The organism is Elusimicrobia bacterium HGW-Elusimicrobia-1 (assembly GCA_002841695.1).
Classification (GTDB): domain Bacteria; phylum Elusimicrobiota; class Endomicrobiia; order PHAN01; family PHAN01; genus PHAN01.
Genome location: PHAN01000011.1, coordinates 61,409 through 84,747, shown reverse-complemented (window position 1 = coordinate 84,747; position 23,339 = coordinate 61,409). Strand labels below are relative to the sequence as shown.

Here is a 23,339-nt window from a genome sequence, read left to right as displayed (position 1 = left end):
TGAGGTTACAGTTTAAATTCTTTTAAGAATCTTGGCAGCGCACTTGCCTCTTTGGGCCCGACAACGGCCTCAAAACCCGTAAGGTCGGAAAGTTTTCCGCTTATCACCGCAACGTATCCAGGAACTACGACCTTTCTGTGCGAGACGGTTTCGGTAACGCCGGTTTTTTTCATGGCTTCGGCGATTATTTCCGGCGAAAATTTGTCGGCGGACCACGCCGTCAGAACCGACATCCCCTCGGTGTCTACGACGAGCAGATGGCAGGGCACTTTGCTGGCTTCTATCTCGGGCACGACGGAATAATAGGTCAGCGAAAAATTGGTCGTTATAAGAAGCGGCGAAGAAAGCGTCGCCGCGCCGATTTTGTAAAGTTTGGCCTCGACGGAAACGGGCTTCTGCGGATCCGTGTAGATATTCTGCCGCAGCGACACCAGCGCCAAATGCGCGGCGGGCTCCGTTGTTTTTACCACAACCATACTGGCGTATTTCTCCACGTACTGAGCGGCCTCCACGGCCTCCGATACCGCGTCGGCGGAATCCGACGTCACGGCTATGACGGGCCGCCCCAGCGCGCGATTGTTTTTTTTAAGCGACAGCCGACGCAACTGAACAAGCATATCAAGAGTTTCCGACGGAGAAGATAATTTCAGCAGGAAAAGAAAGTTCGCAAAATTGACCGAAGACGCCTTGGCCGACACTTCGAGGCACTCGTCCAAAGAATTGCATCCGACGGCAAGCGGCAATCCGGACGCGGCGGCCAGTTTGAGATGTTCCCGGCAATCCGCGGCCAAAGGCGCGGCTATTATGAACTTTCTGTCGGAGTGCGCCGAACAGACGGCTTCCAGAGCCGCCGCCGATTTCGAGCACAGCGCCACAAGCATTCCCGATTGGAACGCCGCATCGGACAGATGTCTGAAGTCCGAATCGTCCGACTTAGTGTTTTCAATAAAAACGAATTCTGTCCGCACCTGTTCGCCCACGCGCTCGAATTTCAGCCGCGTGGCCGCGTCGATGGCCTCAAGACCGTCGGCCGCGGGATCGGCATCGGACACGCGCACGGCTATGGCGCACGGATTCCAAAACGTTTTTTCGTGACGGAAAAGCACCGTCTCGCCGCCGAGTTTCACGGAACCCGCGGCGTCTTTTATCTCCACGGTCTTTATGGGCGGCTCGGCGGAAGCCGCCAGCGCCAGACGCGCCGCCTCGGTTACATCGGGACATTTTTCAAGCGACGCTTTCTTGGCGGCCAGCGCCATCGCAAATGCCAGGCAGGTCGGATAGCCGCATTTTTTACAATTCGTTTTGGGCAGTAGTTTGTAGATTTCGAGTCCGGTCATATACACACGCCTAATATTGCTTTATTTGCCGACGCGACCGTTTCGTCGCTTGTCATTGCGAGCCACCCGCAGGGTGGCGCGGCAATCTCGCTTCCGTGAGATTGCTTCGTCCGTCGCTACGCTCCTTCCTCGCAATGACATTGTAAAAACTATCATCCGATTATGGGCGGCATCGCAAGAGCGGGATGTTTTTTGGCGGCGAGGTATTCAAGCAGCTTGTCCGGGTCGGTGGCCACCGTCTCGTCGGCAATCATATCCAGGAAGTCGGGAACGCCCGCCTCGGCGGCGCGGGCTCTGACTTTATCTCCGATGAACTCTTTCATTTCCTTAGTCATCCATACTATTCTTTTGATTCCGCCCTCGGGCACCAGAAATTTTGCGCTGGCCACATAGAGCCGCCCGATACCAAGAAAACCCGGCACCTGATTGCCGCCGCCGACGGAACTCGCCAGCGTGGTAAAAGTCATGCCCACGGGTGTTTGCCCCGAGTAACCTCGGTTGACGATGATAACTCCGTTGGCCTCCGGCATCACGGCGACTATGGCCTCGAAGCAGCCGCAGGAAGTGGTGGGGTTTTCCATTATGCCGTAATTTGCGAATCTTTCGACGGTGCGGTTGGACGCCGACTTTACGAAATCGTTTACGCCGTTCCACTCTCCGCCCTTTGCGTCGAGCGTGGAGCCCTTTTTGATGGGCTGGTTCATACCTTTGGGATTGATCTCGAAAGCGGCTTTTCCGTCGAGCCAGTTGTACGCGCCGCAAAGACCGAGTTTTTCGGGAGTTATCACGCAGACGTGATTCGGAGCGTACGACTGGCAGAGCGTGCACGAATAATAAGTGTCTACGCTCTCGTCCGTCATGCTCGCCACGCGCTCGTCGCGCAGGTCGTAGGCGCGGCGGGCGGCTTCAAGCAAAGGTTTCATTTTTTGAGTGTCGGTATAAACCGTCACGCGGACTTTATCGACGAGAGACGGATATTCCTCTATGAATTTGGCGCGCAGAATTTCGCCCAGATGTCTTAAGCGAAAACCCGCGGCTGCGGCTTCTTTGGAGATTCTCATCCACGTAAGATCCCGCTGTCCCATATGGAATATGCCCATAGCGTAATTCAGGTAATGGTGAATTTGTCTTTCCAGAATCGGCTCAAAGTCCCTCTGCATTTTGCGGCCGGCGACTTCGACCACAAGGCCAAGATCGGCTCTGGCCGGAGACGACGCGTCGGCGGGTTTAATATCGGGCAAATCAGGGCCTATGATATCTATTTTACCGTCGACAACCTCGCTCATGGGCAGCATGCGCAAATACTCGAACGCCTTTGTGTATTTGCCTCCGAACTCGTAGGCCGTTTGCTCCTTGCGTACCCTTTCGCCTTCAAAGGCGGGGCTCACGGGCACCGGACAATCGATCTTGGTTATCTTTACTTTTATTCCTCTTAGTTCCGCGGCGCGCTCCACTATTTTGGAGTAGTCCTTTTCGACGATAAGAGCGCCGGGGATTTCCGGAACGTCCTGGTCGGTTATAACGGGGAAACCCAGAAGTATGGCCGCGGCGGCCGCGGCGACTTTTATTTCGTCCAGCGGGCCGAGGGCCAGCACAAAAGCCAGCACGCGCTCTTTGGTATAGCGCAACACTTCGGCCGACGATCCGGGACGCACGCCTCCGAAGGTAAGAGCTCCGCGCATCGCCCAATCCAAAGGATACACGGCAGACGCGGTGTCGCGGCCGTAGGTGGCTATGTAATTGTCCCAGCCGGTTTGTATATTTTCCTGTTTGAGTTGGTCGATTATTGATATTTCCTTTTCGGCCGAGGCGACTTTTGAGACGCCGCCGGCGAATATCAATATGCTTCTTTTTTGCAGTTCCCGCACTATTGAGACGGCGATTTTCGAGTCGGGCGCGGCGCCTAAAATCGCGGCGAATCCCGGGAGACGCCCGTCGGCAAGCTGAATGCCGAGCGTGCGCAAAATCGTATCGGAGAAAAAACCGTCGCAGTCGGGCTGCGGCTCGGTCCCATCCAGATAATCCACCGCTTTTATAATTTCGGCGCCATAGATGGACGCTTCGCCGGCCGCAAGGGCCGCGGGAATTCCTCCGGATTTCAGGCCGTCGTCGAGGATGGCGGAAGCGCGAGAGAGTATTTTGCGCGCGGAGGATATGTCCGTTACATCCTGTCCGACGAGAGACGAGACGGCGGGAAACTTAAACGCCGTGTCCGGGAAAGAAAGAGCGGCCGTTTCGCCCGAAACCGCGGAGGCGGAATCGAGTTTCGCTTTGGCCGCGGCAAGTATTTTTTGCGCGCCCGAAACGGCTAAGTTGACCACAATATCCGACATTTTGATTATCCTCAGAATAAAAAATTCGATGTCATTGCGAGGTCAAGTGCTCGCCCTTGACCGTGGCAATCTCACAATAAGCGAGATTGCTTCGCTACGCTCGCAATGACAAAAGCGCGGAGATTTACCGGTGAGTATATCAAATCTTAAATGTGTTATGAAAAAAAATCCCCCCGCCTGACCTTTACGCAGAAGGCGACGGGGAGATTTCCTGATTGGCGCAATAGACGGCGCGTCCGCACATCTTTGCCAGTATGTATATTTAGGGATTAAACGCGATAAAGTCAAGTGTTTTTTTGAAAAATTACAAAAAAACATTTTGAGATAATTCCGATATGGGATGCTACCTGACCGTAGCCGCCGGTTCTATCTTTATCATCTTTGACAGGGGCACCGACATTATCCGTCCGGCGCGCTCGGATGAAATCCAGAAATCTTTTCCCTTTCCGGCGAAACCGGATATGCGGAAATTTTTTCCCGCGGACGAAGGCATCATGTAGACGGCCTCGACGGCGAACGCCCCGTCCATCCGGTGACGGCGCACGAAGTTCCTGGCCGAGTCGGCGCTCCAGAGATATTCGCCGTCGAACCAAAGTCCGGCCAACGTTGTGGCGCCTATCGGTATTTCACGAAGCACTATGAGTTTCCGCGATTCGTCGTCGAGACGGCATTCAAGCGCCGTGTTTGTCCGGGCGTCGGCAATGTACAGGCGCCCTGCGGCGAAGGCCATGGCGCCTACGGCGACATCGGACGCGGCGTATTCTTTATCGACGGTAAAAGTGTCGTTTATCAGGTGGCGGTTTATCTTTTTGCCCCACGGGTCGGCGGTGTAAAGCGCGCCGTCGTGATACGTCGCGGCCGAGAAATTCCGCCCGGGAAAATACGCTATGCGCCGCAGGGTAAGCGCGGCGTCGAGTTCGTGCTGGTATATCGCGCCGCCCTGCCAGTCGCACGCCCAGAGATATTTACCGTCGAGAGCGACGGCCGTGGGCAGAGGGTAGGGCACGGCGAATTCTTTTATCGCCGGCGGCATAAACACAAGAAAGTACAGACCCGCAGCCACGGCAAGCGCCGCGGCCGCCGCGATGAAGGCGCCCCGTTTTATCGGGGGATGAGGCGGCACGAGCGTAGCCCAGATTTCAGGATGAGCTATGGAGGACTCGGCGGCGAGTTCCGTCTCCCGCACGGCGGAAACCACCGAAGCGGGATTTTCCGACGCGAACACACGCATATTATCCGGAGGATTGGAGATATTAAGCGGCGTCGCGGCAAGAACGGTAACCGGCAGAAAAGGATATAACTTTGCCGCCTTTGAAGCGGCGGAAACGTCGTCGGATACCAATGCCGCGGGGGCGACTTTTTCGATATCGCCGACCGTCGAGACGAACACGGGTGAACATATATCGGACAAAGCCGACGCTATTTCTTTAAGTTGATCGGAACCGCCCATCACCGCGACGGCCGGTTTGACGGCGGGCGCGGACGGCGAGGACGCGCCGCTTTTGAGGTCGTCGAGTATGGCCGCGATTTGACCTCCGAAGACGCCCGCTTCGTCGGCGGGCGGCATTTTCATCCGCTTGCGGTATTCCAGCGTCGCGACAAGCTCGTCGACGCGCAATGACATCCGCGTTGCGGCGGCAGACGCTTCCGCGCGGCGTTTTCTCTCGAGGTCCATCGACTCTTCGGCAAAACCGGAGTGGAGAGAATCGATTTCTTTTTTGAGCGCGTTGCGCTCGGCCGCCACAGCCGACAATTCCGCCGACAGCGACTCGATTTCGGCGGCGCGCGACGATATTTCCTTTCTGAGTTTTTCGTCCTCGGAAAGCGCAAGATTTTTTACGTCGAGATGATGGTTTTTGAGATTTTCGAGCGCCGACTCCAGAAAAGATATGCGATCCGCAAGCATCTTTTTTTCTTCGTCGAAGCGCGAGAGTATTTCCTCTTTTTCGGCCGCGGTTTCGTCCTTCATTCGCGCGATGGTCTCGTTTAAAGTTTCGATTTTCTCCAAAATCCGGCGGGTTTCGCTTTCGGCGTCTTTGACTTTTTCCTCCCAGAGAATGCGGTTTTTTTCCAGCAGCAGGTCGGCTTCTTTTACGCGGAACTTCTCCTCCCAGTTTTTCAATTCTCTTTCGAAAGTTTTTTCTACGTCGGAAAGTTTCGATTGGTATTCTTTGAGTTCCGATTCCTGGCGGCGCAATCTCGACTCAAGAATCTTTTTTTCTTCATCGCGCCCGAGCGTTCTTTTGCGCCAGAGCTCTTTTTCCTCTTCAAACCGCTTCTGCCAATAGTTCGTCGACACGGGGGCCGTGAATCTGCTTGTCATTTCGTCCTGAATGTCAAGCTCGGATTTGAGGCGCGTAAGTTCTTTGTCGAGTTCCGAGTAATGTTTGTCCATTGATTTCCTCCGTGTCAGGGAATTATAAGAACTTCCCCGGGCGTGACGATACCTTTGTCGATTTTATCTTCGTTTGCCCGGTATATTTTCATCCATTCGCCGGACGAGCCGTAATATTTTTCGGATATGGATGCAAGTGTCTCGCCGGAGCGGACCTTATGTGTGCGGGCGGCGGCCGGCGGCGCGGAAAACTCCGTCGTGGTTTTACGCGCGGGAACCGGCGGCTCGACGGAAACCGGCTCAGCCGAAGAATCAGCCGAGATTGCCGGCGGAGCGACGACGGACGATACCGATACGCTTACGGCGGGAAATGTCGATACGCTTACGGCGGACGGCGCGGAGGTGCCGGATTTTTTTTCGTAAGCGAGAGCCGGCTGCGCAAAAGTTGCCGTAGATACCGACGGAGTCCGGACGGCGGCGGAAGACGGATATATTTTTGCGACGGGCGGAGGCGCCGCGGCGGCACGGGTGGAGACAACAACCGCCGCCGAGCGGCCGACGGTCGGGATTTCGGCCTTAACCGGCGCGGCTATTTTTGCAGCGACGGCGGATTCGCCGAATCCGACGGACAACGTAAATTTGTGGGTTCCCGACAATCCGACAAGACCGCCCAGCGGATATTCTATGGCGTAATCCGCGCCGATGTTCGACACTTTAAGGCCGATGCCGGCCGTCGCTTTTCTGTAATCGCGGTCGCCGAAGGCAAAACCGCCTCTGGCCGACAGAATGTCGCCGAAGACGCTCTTTTCCACGCCGACGGCCGTAATCCGCCGGTCGCGTCCGCTTATATAATCGGCCGCGAACACAAAACCGTTTTCCTCGTACGCGAGGCCCGCCGCCGTCGGAGACGGATTTTTGTAAATCTCGGTCGATTCGTCCGGCAGTCCGCCGTAAACTCCCAGCGTAAACCGTCCGGCTTTATAAACCGCGCCGACGGAAATTTCGCCGAAACTCTTATTGTAACCGCCGCCCGCAAAAAGCGGATCGACGTCCAGATACGGATCGCTTTGTATGTTTATTCCTCTGTGGCGATACGCGGCGCCCAGCGCGATTCGCCCTCCGAAATGACAGGCGATTGCCATTGAGACGGTCGTCTCGTTATAAACGGACTGCAACGCGAGGTTGTCGTAACCGGCTCCCAGCGCGAACGGACCGACGGGTCCGGCAAACGCCAGCGACGCCCTGCCGATTTCGCTCTCGTCGGAAAGTCCGGCATACAAACGCGAATATCCGGCCGCGACTTGGGATCGCTTGAGAAATGAAAGATGCGACGGATTGGACACCTGGGAATCGGCGCCCGACGCCAACGCCGCCGACGCTCCTCCCATAGCCGATACGCGCGCTCCGACGGACGATTCCTCGAACGCGGCGTAAAGGCAGGGGATAGAAGACAGAGTATAGGGTATGGGGGTTAGGGTATAGAAAAAAACGAAAATAAAAAAAACAAAAAAACTAGCCCCTATCCCCTGAACCCTGAACCCTGTTTTTTTTATACCCTGTTTTTTGTTCATTTTACTAAACCCTAGGCCCTAACCCCTATACCCTGTCTTTTTCATCTTGCCACGACCACGGTTCCATTTTTAACCGACGAGCCGACTTTAATCTGATAAATGTAAATACCGGCGGGCAGCGCCGCGCCGGAGCGGTTTTTGCCGTCCCAGTACGCCCATGAATCCGTTTTTGAAGTCATTGCGCCCACATTGAAACCGGTCAAATCGAATATGGCTCCTTCGGCTTTTTCCGACAGAGGATTTTCAAAAGTTATGTTAAATTCGTCGTTAACGCCGTCGCCGTTGGGAGTAATGACTTTGGGCCACATATTAAGAATTCTAAAACCCGGCGAACGCTTTACGGAACGCAACCTGAAACTGCCCGGCGCGACGGCCTTGGCCTTAATGAATCCGCCGTCGACGGAACCGCCCAGCGATACCCACTCTATTGCGTTGAACCAGTATATCGACGCCGTCGGAACTTCGGCCGAGGCGGCTTTCGACGGAGCCGCAGGCGGAGTTCCGGAAGCGGCCGGAAGTTTTATCGTTACAAAAACCGGAGACGCGAACGAGGCGAGGGTGGCGCCGTCGGAAGACCGCGCCGCCACGCGAAACGCCCGCAATGTCTTTGAATCGTCCGGCGGCAGGTCGTCTTCGTCGATAACGACAGTCAGCGAGGGCGGAAGATTTATTCTGTCGCCTTCAATCCGGATTTCGCCCGACGAATCGCGCCACAACACCGCGATGTCCGCGCCTACGCGCACCACATTGGACGCCTCGCCGCGGACACCGGCCGAATTGACGGCTCTTACCAGAAAATATGCGCCGGAAACCGCGCCCGTCACCGTTAAAGTATGCTCGGAAGACGGCACCGCCGTAGTCGCGGCGACCTCATAAACTCCGTCGTAATCGTGCGCCTGATAAATCAGATAAGAAAGAAGGTTGCCGACCGCCGTGCCGTCGGCGTTAAACTCCGGCGCCGCCCACGACAAAACCGCCGTGCGGGAAGCGGCGTCATACTGAGCGTCAAAGCCGGAAGGCGCAAGCGGACGGGCGGAAGGCACCGTCCTGAAACTTCCGTCGGGCGATGATGTTTCAAGACCGGTTGGATCGCGGGCGACTACGCGCCAGTAATACGTGGCGTCGGCCTCAAGAAGCGAATCTAAGGGAATCCGGTATTGCGTCGCGCTAAGGCCGGAGACCTCGACGGGCGAAGAGAAATTTTCGTCGTTTGGCGAATATAGGAGAATGTAAACGACCGAGCCGAGAGGGTCGGGGTCGACGGATGCCTGCCATTCAAGAAGAGGATTCAGCGTTACGACGATGGAACCTTCGACCGGCGACAATAGCGAAAACGCCGTCGGGTATTCCGCCTCGGCGTTGACCGCGAAATGAACTATCGCGGAATTTTTCATGCTTCCCGTGTCGTTTCTGGCGGTAACTTTCCACCAGTAACCGGCGTTTTCCGTCAACTGCGGCGAGACGTAAAAAGTCGTCGTCAATCCGAGGGTGGACGTATAAACGTCGAACGAAGAAACCGTCGATAAATAGAGATCGTAGAAGACGTTTTCTCCCTGCGGGTCGGCGGAGCCGGTCCAGCCGAACACCGGCGAAGCCGCCGATATGGTTCCCGTCGGATATATCAGGGAAAACGACGACGGCGGCAGATTAAGAGTGACAAAACTGCGGGAAGCGGTCGTGGTTTCCCCCGTAATAGCAGCGACGGCCGTTACGCGCCAGTAGTAAGTGGTATTATTGTCGAGATCGGACGCGAATGCGTAATATGTGGCGTTCAGGGGACTTACCGTCGCAGTCGGTAAAAACGCGGGAGACGTCGAATATTCCAGCGAATAGTGCGCTATCGAATCCTGAGGATCGGGATCCGTCGTCGATGCCCATCGGAGGACGGGCCTCAAATCCGATTCATGCGAGCCGTCCGTCGGCGACAGCAAAGAAAAGGCGGCGGGGTTTTCGTCGATTGCGTCTATGACGACATACCACGTGGACGAATATGTCAAAAGGTTCAGGGGATCAGCCGCGATCACGTACCACCAATATGTCGTGTTTTCCGCCAGCATTCCCGACGGCGGCTGATAAAAAACCGAAGAAAGCCCCGTCGAAGAAATGCAAGAAATAAAATCCTGGCGTGTAGATATGAAAATCGAGTAACTGACTTCGCCTCCGTCCGGATCGACCGCCGGAGCCCACTTGAAATCGGGCGTGTCCGACTTGACTATTCCCGACGAGAACAACAGATCAAACGGCTGAGGCGGCGCATTAAATTCGTCGACGGTGAAACTTGAAATACTAATACCCGTCGACGACAATCCTCCGGCATCGCGGGCGATGGCGCGCCACCGGTAGACGGCGTTCTCAACGAGTCCATCCACTGTATAGAACGTGGCCGCCACACCGAGTATCTGCGGAAAACCGCTCAACGCGGGATCGAAAGAAGAATATATTACGTCGTAAGTCAATGTGTCGGCGGGATCGGGATCTACGGCGGTATTCCATGAGAGCGTCGGCGACGACGTAAATATCGTGACGCCACCGACGGGATAATACTGATCAAAAGCGCCCGGAGATTCGTTGACTGTATTTATCATCAGATACCGCGTCGCCGAAAACGCCTGAAGCCCCGACGTGTCGCGCGAGCGGACTTTCCAGAAGTATCCGGCGTTTTCCGTAAGTTCCCACCACGGAGCCCAAAATGTGGTTGCCACCGACGACGCCGTCGTCGTGATCAAGGCGTCGAAATTCGAAACGGTGGATATGTAAAAATCATAAACAACGGAGTCGCCCGGGTCGGGGTCGGAAGACGCCTGCCATGAAAATACCGGCTGTTTGTCGGCCGTCTCTATGTAATTATCGTCGGGAGAAATCAGATTCGGAGCGGAGGGCGCCTCGGACGAAGCGTTGACTATGAATCTGGGATTCTGCACAATAGTGGTGGAAAGAAGTCCTTCGGAGTCCTTCGCAAAAACTCCCCAGTAATAAGTGGTATTTTCGGAAAGCGGCGGCGTTCCGAAAGATGTCTGCGTGATATTTTCGACCACGGACTTGACGAAAAAATCCGACATCGTCGAGTACCACAGGGTGTAACTCGCAACGTAATCGCCGAAATTATTGTCGCGAAGAGCCGAGCCGGCATTCGTCACGCTCCCCCAGCTTAACGTCGGAGCCGACGTGAAAACGACCTGTGCCGGACTGATGTAGTTGTAGCCGGAAACGTTGCCGGGCGCGCTGTTCTGCGGGGCGCTCTGTGGTTCGGGACTTGCGGTGTCAACGGTCGACCAGCCGACTCCGTCGGTGGATGATTTTACGGCGAAAAAATACGTATGTCCGTTGACAAGACCCGATACGTTGAACCTTTCGGTAAAACCTTGCGTTGTGGAAGTGGCAAACTGAACACGGTACGGGAATCCCTGCGATGTGGAGTTATTCTGCCAATCGCCTTCGACAACGATGACTCTGTAACTCGAAACGCGTATTTCGTAATAAGCGGGCGTAGTGGACGCGGCGGCGTCATACGGAGCCGTCCATGTCAATGTGACGTGACGAAATCCCGACGCCTCCGCCGCGATGTCCGTGACCGCGTCGGGCGCGGCCGCAAGACCGGCGGAGACAAAAAGCAGCGCCGAGGCGGCTATCGCCCGCAGCGCCGATTTAACGCGGCGGGGATTACGGTATCCGTCGGATATTGCGGCTTTCATCATTGGCGTTACTCGCGTTGAAAAGTTTCCATTGTCAATGAGCGCGCTGGTCGCGACGGCTCTTTTTGCCTATCTCGATGACCGGCCGGTTGAGATTATCCCAAAAACTTCTGATGGCTCCTGAGTCGCGGCGGTCCGAAAGTTTCCCGTCGGCGGCGGCGGGAGCGGGAGGATTGTCCGCGCTGACAACCTCGGGCCGGGGCGCGAGAACATGACCCTCACCGGCCTCAGAGCGGGCCGCCACATTCTCGGAGATGATCTTTTTAAGGTTGGCGATTTCCGCGTCTTTGATGGCCGCGTCGTTTTCCAGTATTCTGTAACGGGCGGCGATTTCGTCGACGGTTCTCTTTATCTCGACGGATTCGCGGGTATCGGCGGTGCGCGCGGCGTCATCCGACCGGCGGGCCGTCGCCGTATACGAATCGCGCAACGCCCGGAGTTCGACATCAAGACGGTTTTTCTCTTCCTCGGCTTTTTCAAGACGGGCGCGGTTATCGGCATTGATCGCGACGATGTTTTTTTCCAATTCCTTTATTCTGTTATCGCGCTCCGCCACCAGCGCCAGACGGGCCGCGAGTTCCTTTTCTTTGTCGGAAAGTTCTTCGCGCGAGATTTTAAGCGACCGGTTCATCTCGTCTTTGAGATCCGAGATGTCCGAGTTAAGCGTATCGGCGAGATTCTCCCGCTCTTTTTTGAGACCGTCTATCATCGAGCGGTATTTGGCTTCCATATCCGAGCGCAATTCCATTTCCTTGCGGGTGTGGTCGATTTTGACCTTTTCTATCTCGCCGTCGCGGGAGAGGACTTCGGCGCGCATTCTGTCTCTCTCTTCGTACCAGCGGTTCATCACCTGTTCGTAATGACGGCGGGCGTCTTCGGATTCCTTGCGGACGCGCTCAAGCTCCGACTTCGCTTCGCCCTCGGCGGAGCGTCTGATTTCGGCTTCGGCCAGTCGACGCTCCGACTCGAAAGCCAGCATACGGGCGTCGCGCTCGGCGAGTTCGCGCTCGAGGACGGCCACGCGGGCCAAGGAAGTTTTGGCGTCTTCGGCGAGGCGGGCGTTTTCTACGCGAACCGCATTAAGCGCTGCGTTGGCGGATTTGCTCTCCGTTTCAAGCGCGGCTATTTTAGCCGAGTGTTCCTTGGATTCCAGCTTGGCGGAAGCCACGGCTTCGCGCAGATGTCTGAGTTTTTCTTCGTAGTCGCGCGTGACGAACGAAAGTTTTTCCGAGGAGGCGCGCTCGGCGACGGCAAGTTTTTCGGAAGCCAGCGCCTGTTCGGCGCGCAGCTTGTCACCGTCGTCGCGAACGGCGGCTGAGAGTTTTTCCGACCACTCGCGCTCAAGCGCGGCGTATTTTTCGGCGAAAGCCCGCTCTGCATCGGCGTATCTCTGAGCCCAAACGCGCTCGGTTTCGGCAAGTTTGGATTCCATGGACTTGACGGCTTCGGCCTGTTTCTCTTTAAGCGCCGACGCCTCGGACGAATGCGCCTGACGCTCGGAAGACAGGGCGGCATCGTGAGCCCTCAAGAGTTCGGATTTTTCCGACGAGTGAACAACGACGGCCTCTCTGATGCGGTCTTCGGCGTCGCGGCGGGCGAGCTCGCCTTCTCTTTTGAGTTCGCCGGCAAGAGTCCTTGATTTTTCCAGCTCGGCGCGAAGCGCCGATATCTCGGCCATCGCGGCGTCGCGCGCCATTACGGCGGAAGCCGTCTCGGCGCGGGCGGAGGCCATGTCGCGCGCGACTATATCCTTCTCGTGGCCGGAGCGGGACAGAGCGTTTTCGAGTTCTCTTATTTTTTCGCGGGCGGACACGACTTCTTTTTCGACGGCGGCGACGCGGCGGTCGGCGTCGCGTTCTATGACGGACACCCGTTCCTGCGCGGCGCGTTCCGTTTCCTTGAGCCGCGACGACAGCGCGGCCTCCGCGGCCTCCCCTTCGGCGGAGGCGGCGGCCAGTTTGCCGTCGAATTCGGCGGCGGCGGTTTTCGTCTTTTCCTCGTAGGAAACGCGCAGCGCCGAGATTTCGGCCTCTTTTTTGTCCAGAGAGTTTTTAAGATCTTTCTCTTTATCCGACCACGCGGCGCGAAGCGAGCGGACTTCCTCGTCGCGGGTACTTGCCAGTATTTCCGAATCATGCGCCACTTTTTCAAAACGCTCTTTGTGAAAGAGTATTTCTTTAAGGAGTTTATCCTGCTCGTTTTTCATCTTACCCTGATAAAGGGCAAAATGTGTCTTAAGAAGGAAAAACTCTTTTTCTTTGTTCTCGAACGTGTGAACCGCCTGCCCCTTTTCGGCGCGAAGGCGGTCGATTATCTGGGTGAGTTTTTCGGCTTTCTGTTTTTCTTCGCGAAGCTGAACCGAGGTCATGGCGACCTGGGCCTTCACGCCCAGAAACTCCCTGTCGCGCTCGTCGAGCTGCTTCGACATAATATTTTTTTCTTCCTGCGCCTTGGCGGATATTTCCCTGAGGTCGCGCAATACGGCGTCGCGCTCGGTTTCCACTTGCGAGAGCCGTTTTTCAAAGTCGTCTTTCTGGGAAAAGATATTTTTTTCAAACTCGTTTTTAATACGCGCGATTTCATCTTCCCTGGATTTGACGGCGGAAGACATTGAAAGTTTTTCTTCGTGCCATCTGCGCTCCAAATCGCGGAGTTTAAGGGTAAACTGCTCCTCGGCTTCCCCCTCGTGTTCGTCGCGCTGAAGCATCTGGGTTTTGAGCGTCTGCACCCACGTCTCTCTTTCCTGCGCGAGGCGGTCCTCGAGTTCGTTTATTTTGGCCTCAAGTTTGCGGCGCATCTCCTCGGTTTCCTGGTCGCGTTTTTCGCGGCGGATGCGTTCCTGTATGTCGCGTATGGAATCCTCGACCTTGGTGGCCATGGATTCTTCTTCCTTCGATTTCATCGCCTGAAGAAGAAGTTTCTCGCGCTCCTGCTGCAACTGGGTCTGAAGATCTATTATTTGTTTTTGCAACTCGGAGACGGCTCCGTCGGGGATTTCCTGCGACGGCGCGCGGGACGGAAGCGCGGCGGCAGGGCGGCCGGGCAAGCCGGGGGCGCCGGGCAACCTGGGCGCGGGCGCGCCGGCAACAGGTTTCGGCGAAGAAGGCAGCTTGGGCGCGGGTCCGTGCCCCTGGGGCTTGTGAGGAAGAGGCGGTAGTTTGGGTTTCTTGTCTTCCATTTTTGAGTCCTCCGTTTATTTGTTTTTATCGTCATTACCGTCGTCATCCGAAGCGGCCTGCTGCCGGTCGCCGCGATTCGCAAGACCGCCGGAAAAATATCTCAATTTATAGGCAAGCCGCGCGCCGCGGCTTTTAAGATTGTCCATAAAAGCTCTGCGGCGGGCGCTTTCGGCCAGAATGTCATTGGAGGCGGCGCCCAGCGACTGCTCAAGCTCGTCTATCTTGGACATCTTGGCTTCAAGAAGCTCGGCAAACCGCGAGCGCTCATCCTCGAATATTTTTTCGAGTTCTTCCACGGCCTTCAGCGACTCTTCCGTCTCGGCCATCCTGTCCGAATTACGCTCTTCCTCCACGGCGGCTTTTGTCTTAAGAAATTCCGTTTCAAGCAGCGCAAGTTCCTCGCGCAAAGATTCTATCCTGCGGACATCGGCAGTTCCCGACGCGACCGCGGACGAAGCGGCTTCTTCAAGTTCGTCGCGCAACCCGGCAAGATAGCGTTCCGCGTCTTCGCGGCGTTTTACGATTTCGTTGCGCATGCGCTCGTCGCGAGTCACAAGACGTTTGGCCAAAAGCGCAATCTTTTCTTCGGAGGAGGCCAGCGCGCGGACGGACTCATCGTTATAAGCCGCATATTTTTCAAGCAGCGAAGCGGCTTCCGACTCCAATTTTTTAAGGGTTCTTTTATTTTCGCGCTGCGTATTTATCTTTATGCTCTCAAACTCCGAAGCGGCGAGGGCAATCCTAAGTTTTCTATCCTCGATTTCCTTCTCCAGCGCGGCGATTTCACGGGCGGCGGCCGCGGTGTTTTCTCTGTAAGCCGATTCTTTGGATGAAAGTTCCGCCTGAAGAGTTTCGCGCGCCTTGAGCAACTCGTTCTCCGCGCGCCGCCATTCGCCTTCGACAGCGTCACGGCGGACGGCGTAATCGTCCTCAAGTTTTTTAAGCTCCGATTGCTTGGCCGCCATGGCGCTTTCGGAACTCCTGCGGGCGCTGTCGACGGATGCGGCGGCTGCGGCTATTTCTTTTTGGAAACGGGCTACGGCAAGGTCGTGCTCTTTGCGCACGGACGCGCGCGACTGTTCGACGTCGTATTCCCAATTTGCTATTTTGGAACCGAGTTCGGCAAGTTCTTTTTCTTTGGCTTCTTTTAATTTTTCCCAATCGGCGCGCTGGTTTTCTATGGCCTCCTTAACGACGGCCACATTCTGTTCCAAACGGCTGTTGGCTTCCTTCCACTGATTTTCTTTTCCGTTGATTTCGGCAAGAAGATTTTCCAGCGCAGCCGCTTGACGCGACGCCGTAAAAGTTATTTCCTCGTTTTTAGCCGACACCGCAGCGGCGCCCGCGGTCATTATGTCTCCGATATTGCCGCGCAGCATCAAGGCCTCTTCGGATAAGCGCTTCTGCTCATTTTCGTTATCCGCCAGAATGCGGGCGATTTCTTCCTGATTGGCTTTTTCGCGGTGCGCAAGCTGCGCCTCAAGTTCGTAGATTTTTTTGTCGAGCCCTTTGATTTCGTCACGGCCCCGCGTGGTCTGATCGCGGAGAGTTTTCTCCAATTCTTCCCTGATTTTATCCAGGCGCGAGTTCTCGGCCTTATACATCCTTTCCTTCTGTTCGTAAGCGTTCCGCAGCTCATTTTCTTTGGAAGCGAATTCATTCTGCGCGGCGGCGAGACGGGACGCGGCGTCCGCAAGCTCCGTGGCGTGCTTTTCCTTAAGATTATCTATGCGCTTGCGAAGCGTATCCCTCCGGCTCTCGGCGCGCGAGACGAACTGTGCGTGGGCGGAAACGTAACTTTCTTTCTGGCCGGCGTGTCTCTCATCGGCGGCGGCGAGTTTGGCGGTGAGATCGGCAATTTGTTTTTCTTTGTCGGTCAGGATGGCGGGAAGACGCCCTTCCAAATCCGCCATATCGGCCTTAAAAGAATTTATCTGCGCATTGTAACGCTCGGAAAGACGTTTATGCTCGATATCAAGACGGTCCAAAGCCGTCTTGCGCTCGGCAATTTTCTGGGCGCGGAGCGTCTCGTTTTTCTCCAACTCTTCCCTGAGACGGGCGATGGCATTTTCGTGATCGATTTTAAGAGCGGCCGCCTCGGCCTCGATCTTTTCAACCTCGTCGGCAAGCATACTGTTTTCACGCTCATATTCGCCGCGCAGGCGGGTCGCCTCGGCCTCATTTTTGCGCTCCAACCCTTCAAGCTCTTCCCTGAGACGGCGAACCGTGGCGACGGCGTCGGAATTGGCATCCACGGTTTCTTTTTTAAGCTCGGAGAAACGCCTGGCAAGATCTGCGGCGCGGGACTTCATGACGTCTATATCGGAATCATACTGCGCCGACCGTACCCGATAATCCTCGCGGGCGGCGACAACGGCGGCCTCAAGCGCCTTCTTGGAATCGGCGAGTTCCCCGCGGAGCTGCGACAACTGTCCTTCCGCCGACGATTTAATTTTTTTGATATCTTCGCGGCGGGCGGCGACTTCTTCGGACAAAGCGGATATGCGCCGCTCAAGCGCGGCGCGGTCTTCGGTAAGTTTGGCCGATATGGCCGCGGAATTAATCTCCAATTCCTTGCGGGCGGCGGCAACGGCTTCCTCGGCAGACGCAAGTTCCGCGGCATAAGCGGCGGCGGCATCGGCGGAATCGCGCTCAAGATTTTCTATGTCGGAGGATATTTTCGCTTTTTCTTCGGCGGCGGAGGCGCTCAGGCGGTCCATTTCCTGCCGCGAACGTTCCCTGAGTTCGGCCAATTCTCCGTCCAGCGCGATTTTCTCGTCGCTTATCGCGCGACGGGCGTTTACGGCCTCGGACTCTATGCGGGATTTTTCGTCCAACGCCAGTTTCAGTTCGTTTTCGAGGCGCTCTATTTCATATTTTATGCGAGCCGTTTCCGCGGCGTGCGCGGCGGAAAGTTCTTTTATGCGCTCATCGGCCTCTTTCCCGGCGACGTCCTGCCGCTCCGCCAGCGCTGCCATCGACGCGGCATGACGTTTATCAAGATCGTCCTTGCGCGCCATAACCGCCGACAGTTCGGCGTTGACGGGCGCCAGTTCCTCTTTAATGCTGTTTTTCTCGCGTTCCAGCGCGGCCGACGCGGCGGCCAATTCACGCTCGTGCTCCGATCGCAAAGCCGCCATTTCGGCATTTTTCTGTTCTATGCGCGACGCATATATTTTGACGGACTCCCGTCGCGCCGCGGCTGCCGCGGCAAGCTCATTCTCTATGAGATTTTTTCTGGCCGATAATTCGTCGAGACGGATATGATATTCGGACGCCTTACGCTCCTGCTCGGAGGCAAGGCGGTTTTTGAGTTCTTCAAGCTCGGCGCTCTTGGCAGATACGGATTTTTCGTAATCTATCCTGCGCGCCATCATTTCGTTCTCAAGTTCAAGCACGCGGGCGGAAAGTTTCTTTTTCTCCCGTTCTATATCGGCGCGGGCGCGGTCAAGGTCGGCCGTCATCTCGCGCATCTTTACCTGCGCCTCTATCCGGGCGGCTTCCATCCGGCGGTCGGCGCCGGAGAGTTTCTTGTCCCAGTCGTTTTTCTCCTGCTCATACTTTTTAGCCAGCTCGCCAAGTTGTCTTTCCGCGCGGGCTTTCAGTTCCGAGAGTTCGTTGAGACGGTTCTGCCGCTCGGAATCGGCGGCGGTATCAGAAAGCATAAGCTCGACTTTTATTTTGTCGAGAATTTCCTCGCGCTCTTTAAGCACACTCTCGCAACGGCCGCTCTCCCCGGACATTTCCGCCTCAATGTCTTTAATGCGGCTTCCGAGAATGCGGCGCATCTCGTCCAGCGAGGCCTTTCTGGAATCCGCTTCCTGCTCAAAACGCATACCCCGCTGCTTGACGGCCGTTTCAAAAGCCAGCAATTCGTCCTGCTTGGCGGCCGCGGCTTTCTGCGACTCGGCGCGCAAGTTTGAGAGTTTATCTTCGAGTTCCTTGGCGCGGATGCGATATTTTTCGTCGAGTTCGGCGCGCTCGCATTCGAATCTTTCTTCTTCCAGACGCAACTGCCCGGCCTTAAGAGAGATCTGCGCCTTTATCGCGGCTATGTCTTCTTGGCGCTTCTTAATCTCGGCCGCGCGCAAAGAACCCTCCGCGCGACGGCGGGCGACCAACTCCGCAAGGCGGCTCTCAAGCGTCCGGATTTCACTTTTTATCGACATTACCGCGGAATCGGTCTCGGCACGGGAGCCCTCCGCTTCAACGCGGGAGGACAACTTCATATTCTCAAGTCCGGCGGCCAGGTCATTTAGCTTGTTCTCCCATATTTTTTCCTCGGCCGAGATTTTGGCTTCCATATTCGATATGTCGGCGCCCCATTTGCGGCGCATCGAACTTATGGTCTCGCTCTGGGCGGACAAGTTGCGGGAAAGATCGTTTTCGGTAAGCTCCATATGGGCACTCAGGCGCGCTTTTTCCTCTTCCATATGTTCGGCGCGCCCCTGATAGGCCTTTCTCTCGGCGTCGATAAACCGCTCGATTTTGGCTATCTGGTCTTCCACCGACGCCTTAATTTTGGCAAGTTCTTCCGCGCCGACGTCTTCTGCCCGGGGGCTCAACGCATCCGACGAGGACGCATTCTGGGAAGATGAAGCCGCCGGCGCGGTTCCTGCTTTTGGGGTTTTATCGCTTTGCGAACGTTTCCACATAGTAGTAGTTTACCTCCGGGATGCCTGCATTCTGAGCTGCTCGACAAACGAAGAGAGTTCCCCGTCGCCGGGATTTATGCTCAGGACTATTTCGTATCTGGCCAGAGCGTCGTCGTATCTGCCCAAAGCATAGTACGCCGCAGCCAGATAATTGTGCGCGTCCGTGAGTTTATCGTCGAGAGACAGAGCGTATTCAAGATAACTTATGGCGTCCTGGAAATTGCCCGCGTCGTGCGCCGCCACTCCCGCCTGATAATATTCGGCGGCGGGGCCGGAGGCCGATTCGGAACCCGAAGAATCGTCGCAGAGAACCTCTTCGCCCTCGAGGGCGGAGGTATTGGGTTTTTCGCGCACGAATATCTTGCCCTCGTCTTCGAGTTTTCTGACAACTCCCAATATTTTTTTTCTTTCCTCTTCAACCTGCATTTCCGTTACGGCCTGTGTGTACTGCATTTCTTCCTGAACAAGCTGAACGGCATTCGACGACATATTGGCAAAAAACTTATTTACCACATCCTGCGGAGACCCTTTAAGAGCCTTTGCCAGAAGCGCCGAATTTTTCAAATCCGGGCAGTTTAGTATTACTTGCATCATTTGATCCGGGAAGTTTTTTATATCCTCAAACTTAAGTATGAACTTTCTGACCTTATCATATAAATCCGGTTTTTCATTTTGTAGATAATCGAGTATGTTATCGCTTGTAACTTTGTCAACCTGATCCAAAACTTTTAACAGGGGACCCACCCCTCCGATAAGAAAATCTATTTTTTCTTTTATATCGGTATCTATTTTCATTACTTGATCTTTTGACATCTGCCTGATTGTGGCCATTTCAATGGCAACCTCAGATTGTGTCCTGGGCTCCAAACTCAAAAGAACTTCTTTTACGTGCTCCGCCTTTAAGTAACTAATCACAAGAGCTATTGTCCTGGGTGTTTCTTTTCTTATCAAATATATCATTCTTTTAAGATTGTCGTCGGTAATGTAGATGAACGGCTCGAACTTCTTTTCCCCCTGAATCACTTCTAAAGCGGCGGCGCCCGCGGCCCCCAAGGCGCCGGTTCCATCACCGCCGCCCGCTCCACCCTCTCCTTCGGGGGTTCCGAACTTGGAATCAACCGTAACTTCCGTGCCGCCTTTTTCTTTGAGCGTTCTGACGTAAGACCTCAGGAAGCCCGCGAAAGGCACGAATAGAAAGTAGATGATAAGAAGTGCGAGTATCAGAGGAATCAGAACAAGCGGTTTAAGAATCTGATCCAGAAAACCCCTTGTGAACTTGGTCTCCTTGAAATCTATGCGGTCGCCTCTTCGGGCATCGATTCTTAAAGCCGACGTAATGGCGTCCTTTACCGTCTCAAGACGCGCCGCCGGAACTTTGTCGTCGTGAAGGACGGTTACTATCTGCCTTTTGAGGACTACTTTCACTTCAACCGTGGTTTTTTCCTGCTGGCCGGATTCCTCTTTCGTCTCTCCGGTGGGATCTCCGGCGGAAACGGCTTTGGGATTCGGCACGCCGGGCAGCAAATATTCTATCTGACCGATATCTTTTTTCTGTTCGGACTTTCTCTCTTTGGCAAAGGAACGCGTGGTCACCGTGTCCAGTCCGAACTCCACGTCCACCACAACAATGGCTTTGTCGGGACCAAGAACTCTGTCGAGAATGTCCTTCTGGAGATATTCCGTTTTTTCGCGCTCATAGCGGAGTTTGTGTTCCATCAAAGTGACTTCGGTGCTGCTGCCGTCCTGCGCTTTGGCTGTCGCGGCGGAAAATGCGGCCGCGAAAACACTCAGAGCGGCGGCTACGCGCAGCGCGGCGGCGAAGACGTCGGATTTTTTCATAATTTTTCTCCGTTTTTCAAAAGTCATATATATACCTTATATTATGCGTCCTTATCTGAGCTGGTTGAGGAACTGCGGCACGACCTTATTGGTCGGGTCGACTTCAAGCACTTTCATCCATACTTCTTTGGCTTTATCGGGCTGATCCATCATGAAGAACGCCGAACCCATTATTTCAAGAGCGGTCACGTGGTTGGGCTCAAGATTAAGTATTTCCTGCGCGCGCATAAGCGCTTTGTCGTATTTGCCGTCTATAATCGCCTGGCGCGAATCAAACACTTTCTGATCGACTATGGTAAAGCCGGCAATGCTTTCTTTGTATGACTCGGTGGGGGGCAAGCCGAGTTCTTTTTCTATTCTGTTGAGGAGTCCCAGAAGTTTTACATTTTCGGGTTTTTTATAATACGCGTATCTGAAAGAATTTATGGCGCCGGAATCGTCGCCTTCAAGATAAGCCACTATGCCCTTTCTGGACGCCACGGCGTCTTCGGTATCGCCCACTACCGTGTCCATATGGCCTATTATGACCTGCAGGCGGCGGGACATATTCTGCGCGTCCTTGTTGGCGGGGTCAATATCGAGCAGACGCTCAAGCCGGTTGTACGCCAGAAGCAAATCGCCTTTTCTGTAGGACTCCACGGCTTCTTTCATCAAACGAGCCACGGCGGCGAAACGTCCTACGCTTACGGAATCGCCGATTCTCCATGAGCCCGACACCCTCTGAGAGAGTCCCAGTTCATGAAACGCAAAGGCGTAGTCGAGTCCGTAATCTTTGTATTTGAAGCCGAAACCCGCCGTCGTCTCGCGGATTCCGCTTTCCCCCTCGAAACCAAGACGCATAGCCAGGTAATTCATAAGATAATATTCCGTGCCGATATGCCATCCGAGATTGGCTTCCATGGATTTATCAATGTCGAAGGCAAGAAGAAGTTTGTCCTTGAGGAACTTGTGGGATGCGCCCATGCGAAATACCAGAGGCATTATGTCGTCGGTATCGCCAAAGGAACTCGATATTAAATTATTGACGCCAAAGCCCAGTTTGATTCCAGGAACCGTATGGTTTAGGCCTTCAAGAAACATCGTAAGGTCGGTGGTAAATGCCCCCGAAACCGAAGTGTCCAGAGAGTGGCTTATGTATTTGCCCGCCAAACCTATGGAGAGATTTTCCTGTATTTTTTTGCCGTAAGCCAGCGTAAACGCCATACGCGAATCGTCGAAGGTTCCAAGATTTTCGATTTTGATTATGTCTTCCTGCGCGGCGTCGAAGGTTATGGCTATTTTCTCGAAGCCGCCCGAATGAAGCCGCGTAATGTTACCGCCGAAAACTCCGGATTTGGCCGTCGGGTGCACGTAGGACAAAAAGTTGAAACTGGTCTCGGCGAACAACGCGGCGTGAAGAGCCATTATCTCTTTGCGGTCAAGTTGCGTCATGGCCGCGGGGTTCCAGTAGGTAGCCGAAGCATCGTCGGCCACGGCAAAAAACGCCTTGCCCATGCCCAGCGACCGCGCGCCGGCGCCCCATGCGACAAACTGTCCCGGCTGACCTCCGGTGGCGGCGGCGAAAAGACAGGGGATAGGGGATAGGGGATAGAAAAAGACAAAAAGCGGCACAAACAAAGTTTTTGCGACTTTGCCGGCGATTTTTGTCAATAATTTAATTTTTATTTTTCCCATTTTCCTGAACCCTAGACCCTAAACCCTAGCCCCTGCCTTTAATGTATCACGCCTATTTTTCTTAAAGCCGCTATGCGGCCTTCCGCCGTCGACACCACGCAAATATATCCGCCCCTGGCCACGTAACGGCCATCGTCGTCGCGGCCGTCCCAGACAACTTCGTCGCGTTCCACGCGGCCGTAGCTTCTGACAGGCAGGCCGAATAGGTCATAAATCGTAACCGAGAAAGCCGAAGAAGCCACGATAGCTGCGGGTCTGTTGATGATTATGCGGGTTGCGGTTTTGCGGGAATCGAAGGGGTTGGGATAGTTGAACAGCGACACACCGGCCGGAGCGACCGTTACAGCGACGACTGCGGCGCGGGCAAACTGGTTTGCCTCGGCGACGGTCATTAAAAAAACAAGCCCCGCGCACCAGGCAAGAAAGCAAACATCCGCGAGCGTATTATATATATACGCGCGCGCGCCTGAAATACGCGAGGAAAGACGATAGTGTCTTTTTTCTATGTTTCTCATAATTGCCTTCGGTAACCCAGCCGCCTTTTCCCCGCATTATCCTGCGGGGAGGAAGGCCCGTTCACCAACGTATCGTCGGTGAGTCCCGATCCGCGGAACATCGCGCGGAGCGGAACGGCTTTGCGTCCCCCGGTTTCCCGGGGTTTGCCGTTTATCGGACAATTGAAACGATAAGGTACAAATGAAAAAGCTACCGAACCTTGCGACTC

The 23,339-nt window shown here is 55.0% G+C and carries 10 protein-coding genes and 1 riboswitch; all 10 genes read right to left on the bottom strand.

What is annotated here, in order from left to right; translation table 11 throughout:
• Positions 1 to 5 precede the first annotated feature (5 nt).
• Positions 6 to 1,337 carry an acetyl-CoA decarbonylase/synthase complex subunit gamma gene (locus CVU77_06760; protein PKN01171.1) on the bottom strand — a complete coding sequence of 444 codons (1,332 nt, stop codon included), beginning with the start codon at positions 1,335 to 1,337 and terminating at the stop codon, positions 6 to 8.
• A gap of 152 nt (positions 1,338 to 1,489) precedes the next feature.
• Entirely contained in the window at positions 1,490 to 3,670 is a 2,181-nt protein-coding gene (cdhC, locus tag CVU77_06755) for a CO dehydrogenase/CO-methylating acetyl-CoA synthase complex subunit beta (protein ID PKN01170.1), read from the bottom strand.
• 343 nt (positions 3,671 to 4,013) lie between these two features.
• Positions 4,014 to 6,065 carry a hypothetical protein gene (locus CVU77_06750; GenBank protein ID PKN01169.1) on the bottom strand — a complete coding sequence of 684 codons (2,052 nt, stop codon included), beginning with the start codon at positions 6,063 to 6,065 and terminating at the stop codon, positions 4,014 to 4,016.
• A 14-nt stretch (positions 6,066 to 6,079) separates the two neighbouring features.
• A complete protein-coding gene (locus CVU77_06745; GenBank protein ID PKN01168.1) occupies positions 6,080 to 7,576 on the bottom strand; it encodes a hypothetical protein in 1,497 nt (498 codons plus the stop codon).
• A 41-nt stretch (positions 7,577 to 7,617) separates the two neighbouring features.
• Positions 7,618 to 11,271, bottom strand: coding sequence for a hypothetical protein (locus CVU77_06740; GenBank protein PKN01167.1), 3,654 nt, complete (start codon positions 11,269 to 11,271; stop codon positions 7,618 to 7,620).
• Positions 11,272 to 11,302: 31 nt separating this feature from the next.
• Positions 11,303 to 14,446 carry a hypothetical protein gene (locus CVU77_06735; GenBank protein ID PKN01166.1) on the bottom strand — a complete coding sequence of 1,048 codons (3,144 nt, stop codon included), beginning with the start codon at positions 14,444 to 14,446 and terminating at the stop codon, positions 11,303 to 11,305.
• Positions 14,447 to 14,461: 15 nt separating this feature from the next.
• Complete coding sequence (locus tag CVU77_06730; protein PKN01165.1) at positions 14,462 to 19,102, bottom strand: hypothetical protein; 4,641 nt, start codon at positions 19,100 to 19,102, stop codon at positions 14,462 to 14,464.
• Between the two features lie 9 nt (positions 19,103 to 19,111).
• On the bottom strand, positions 19,112 to 20,941 hold the full coding sequence (locus CVU77_06725; protein ID PKN01164.1) for a hypothetical protein: 1,830 nt from the start codon (positions 20,939 to 20,941) through the stop codon (positions 19,112 to 19,114).
• Positions 20,942 to 20,992: 51 nt separating this feature from the next.
• Positions 20,993 to 22,615, bottom strand: coding sequence for a hypothetical protein (locus tag CVU77_06720; GenBank protein ID PKN01163.1), 1,623 nt, complete (start codon positions 22,613 to 22,615; stop codon positions 20,993 to 20,995).
• 38 nt (positions 22,616 to 22,653) lie between these two features.
• Positions 22,654 to 23,130: a hypothetical protein gene (locus tag CVU77_06715; protein ID PKN01162.1), complete on the bottom strand. Its 477-nt coding sequence runs from the start codon at positions 23,128 to 23,130 to the stop codon at positions 22,654 to 22,656.
• Positions 23,131 to 23,137: 7 nt separating this feature from the next.
• Positions 23,138 to 23,289, bottom strand: a riboswitch (cyclic di-GMP riboswitch).
• Positions 23,290 to 23,339: the final 50 nt, after the last annotated feature.

Excerpts from the sequence above, each read along its gene's own strand:
- CVU77_06715 (PKN01162.1), bottom strand. The coding sequence starts at position 23,130 with ATGAGAAACATAGAAAAAAGACACTATCGTCTTTCCTCGCGTATTTCA.
- cdhC (PKN01170.1), bottom strand. The coding sequence starts at position 3,670 with ATGTCGGATATTGTGGTCAACTTAGCCGTTTCGGGCGCGCAAAAAATA.
- CVU77_06725 (PKN01164.1), bottom strand. The coding sequence starts at position 20,941 with ATGAAAAAATCCGACGTCTTCGCCGCCGCGCTGCGCGTAGCCGCCGCT.
- CVU77_06735 (PKN01166.1), bottom strand. The coding sequence starts at position 14,446 with ATGGAAGACAAGAAACCCAAACTACCGCCTCTTCCTCACAAGCCCCAG.
- CVU77_06760 (PKN01171.1), bottom strand. The coding sequence starts at position 1,337 with ATGACCGGACTCGAAATCTACAAACTACTGCCCAAAACGAATTGTAAA.
- CVU77_06745 (PKN01168.1), bottom strand. The coding sequence starts at position 7,576 with ATGAACAAAAAACAGGGTATAAAAAAAACAGGGTTCAGGGTTCAGGGG.
- CVU77_06740 (PKN01167.1), bottom strand. The coding sequence starts at position 11,271 with ATGATGAAAGCCGCAATATCCGACGGATACCGTAATCCCCGCCGCGTT.
- CVU77_06720 (PKN01163.1), bottom strand. The coding sequence starts at position 22,615 with ATGGGAAAAATAAAAATTAAATTATTGACAAAAATCGCCGGCAAAGTC.
- CVU77_06750 (PKN01169.1), bottom strand. The coding sequence starts at position 6,065 with ATGGACAAACATTACTCGGAACTCGACAAAGAACTTACGCGCCTCAAA.
- CVU77_06730 (PKN01165.1), bottom strand. The coding sequence starts at position 19,102 with ATGTGGAAACGTTCGCAAAGCGATAAAACCCCAAAAGCAGGAACCGCG.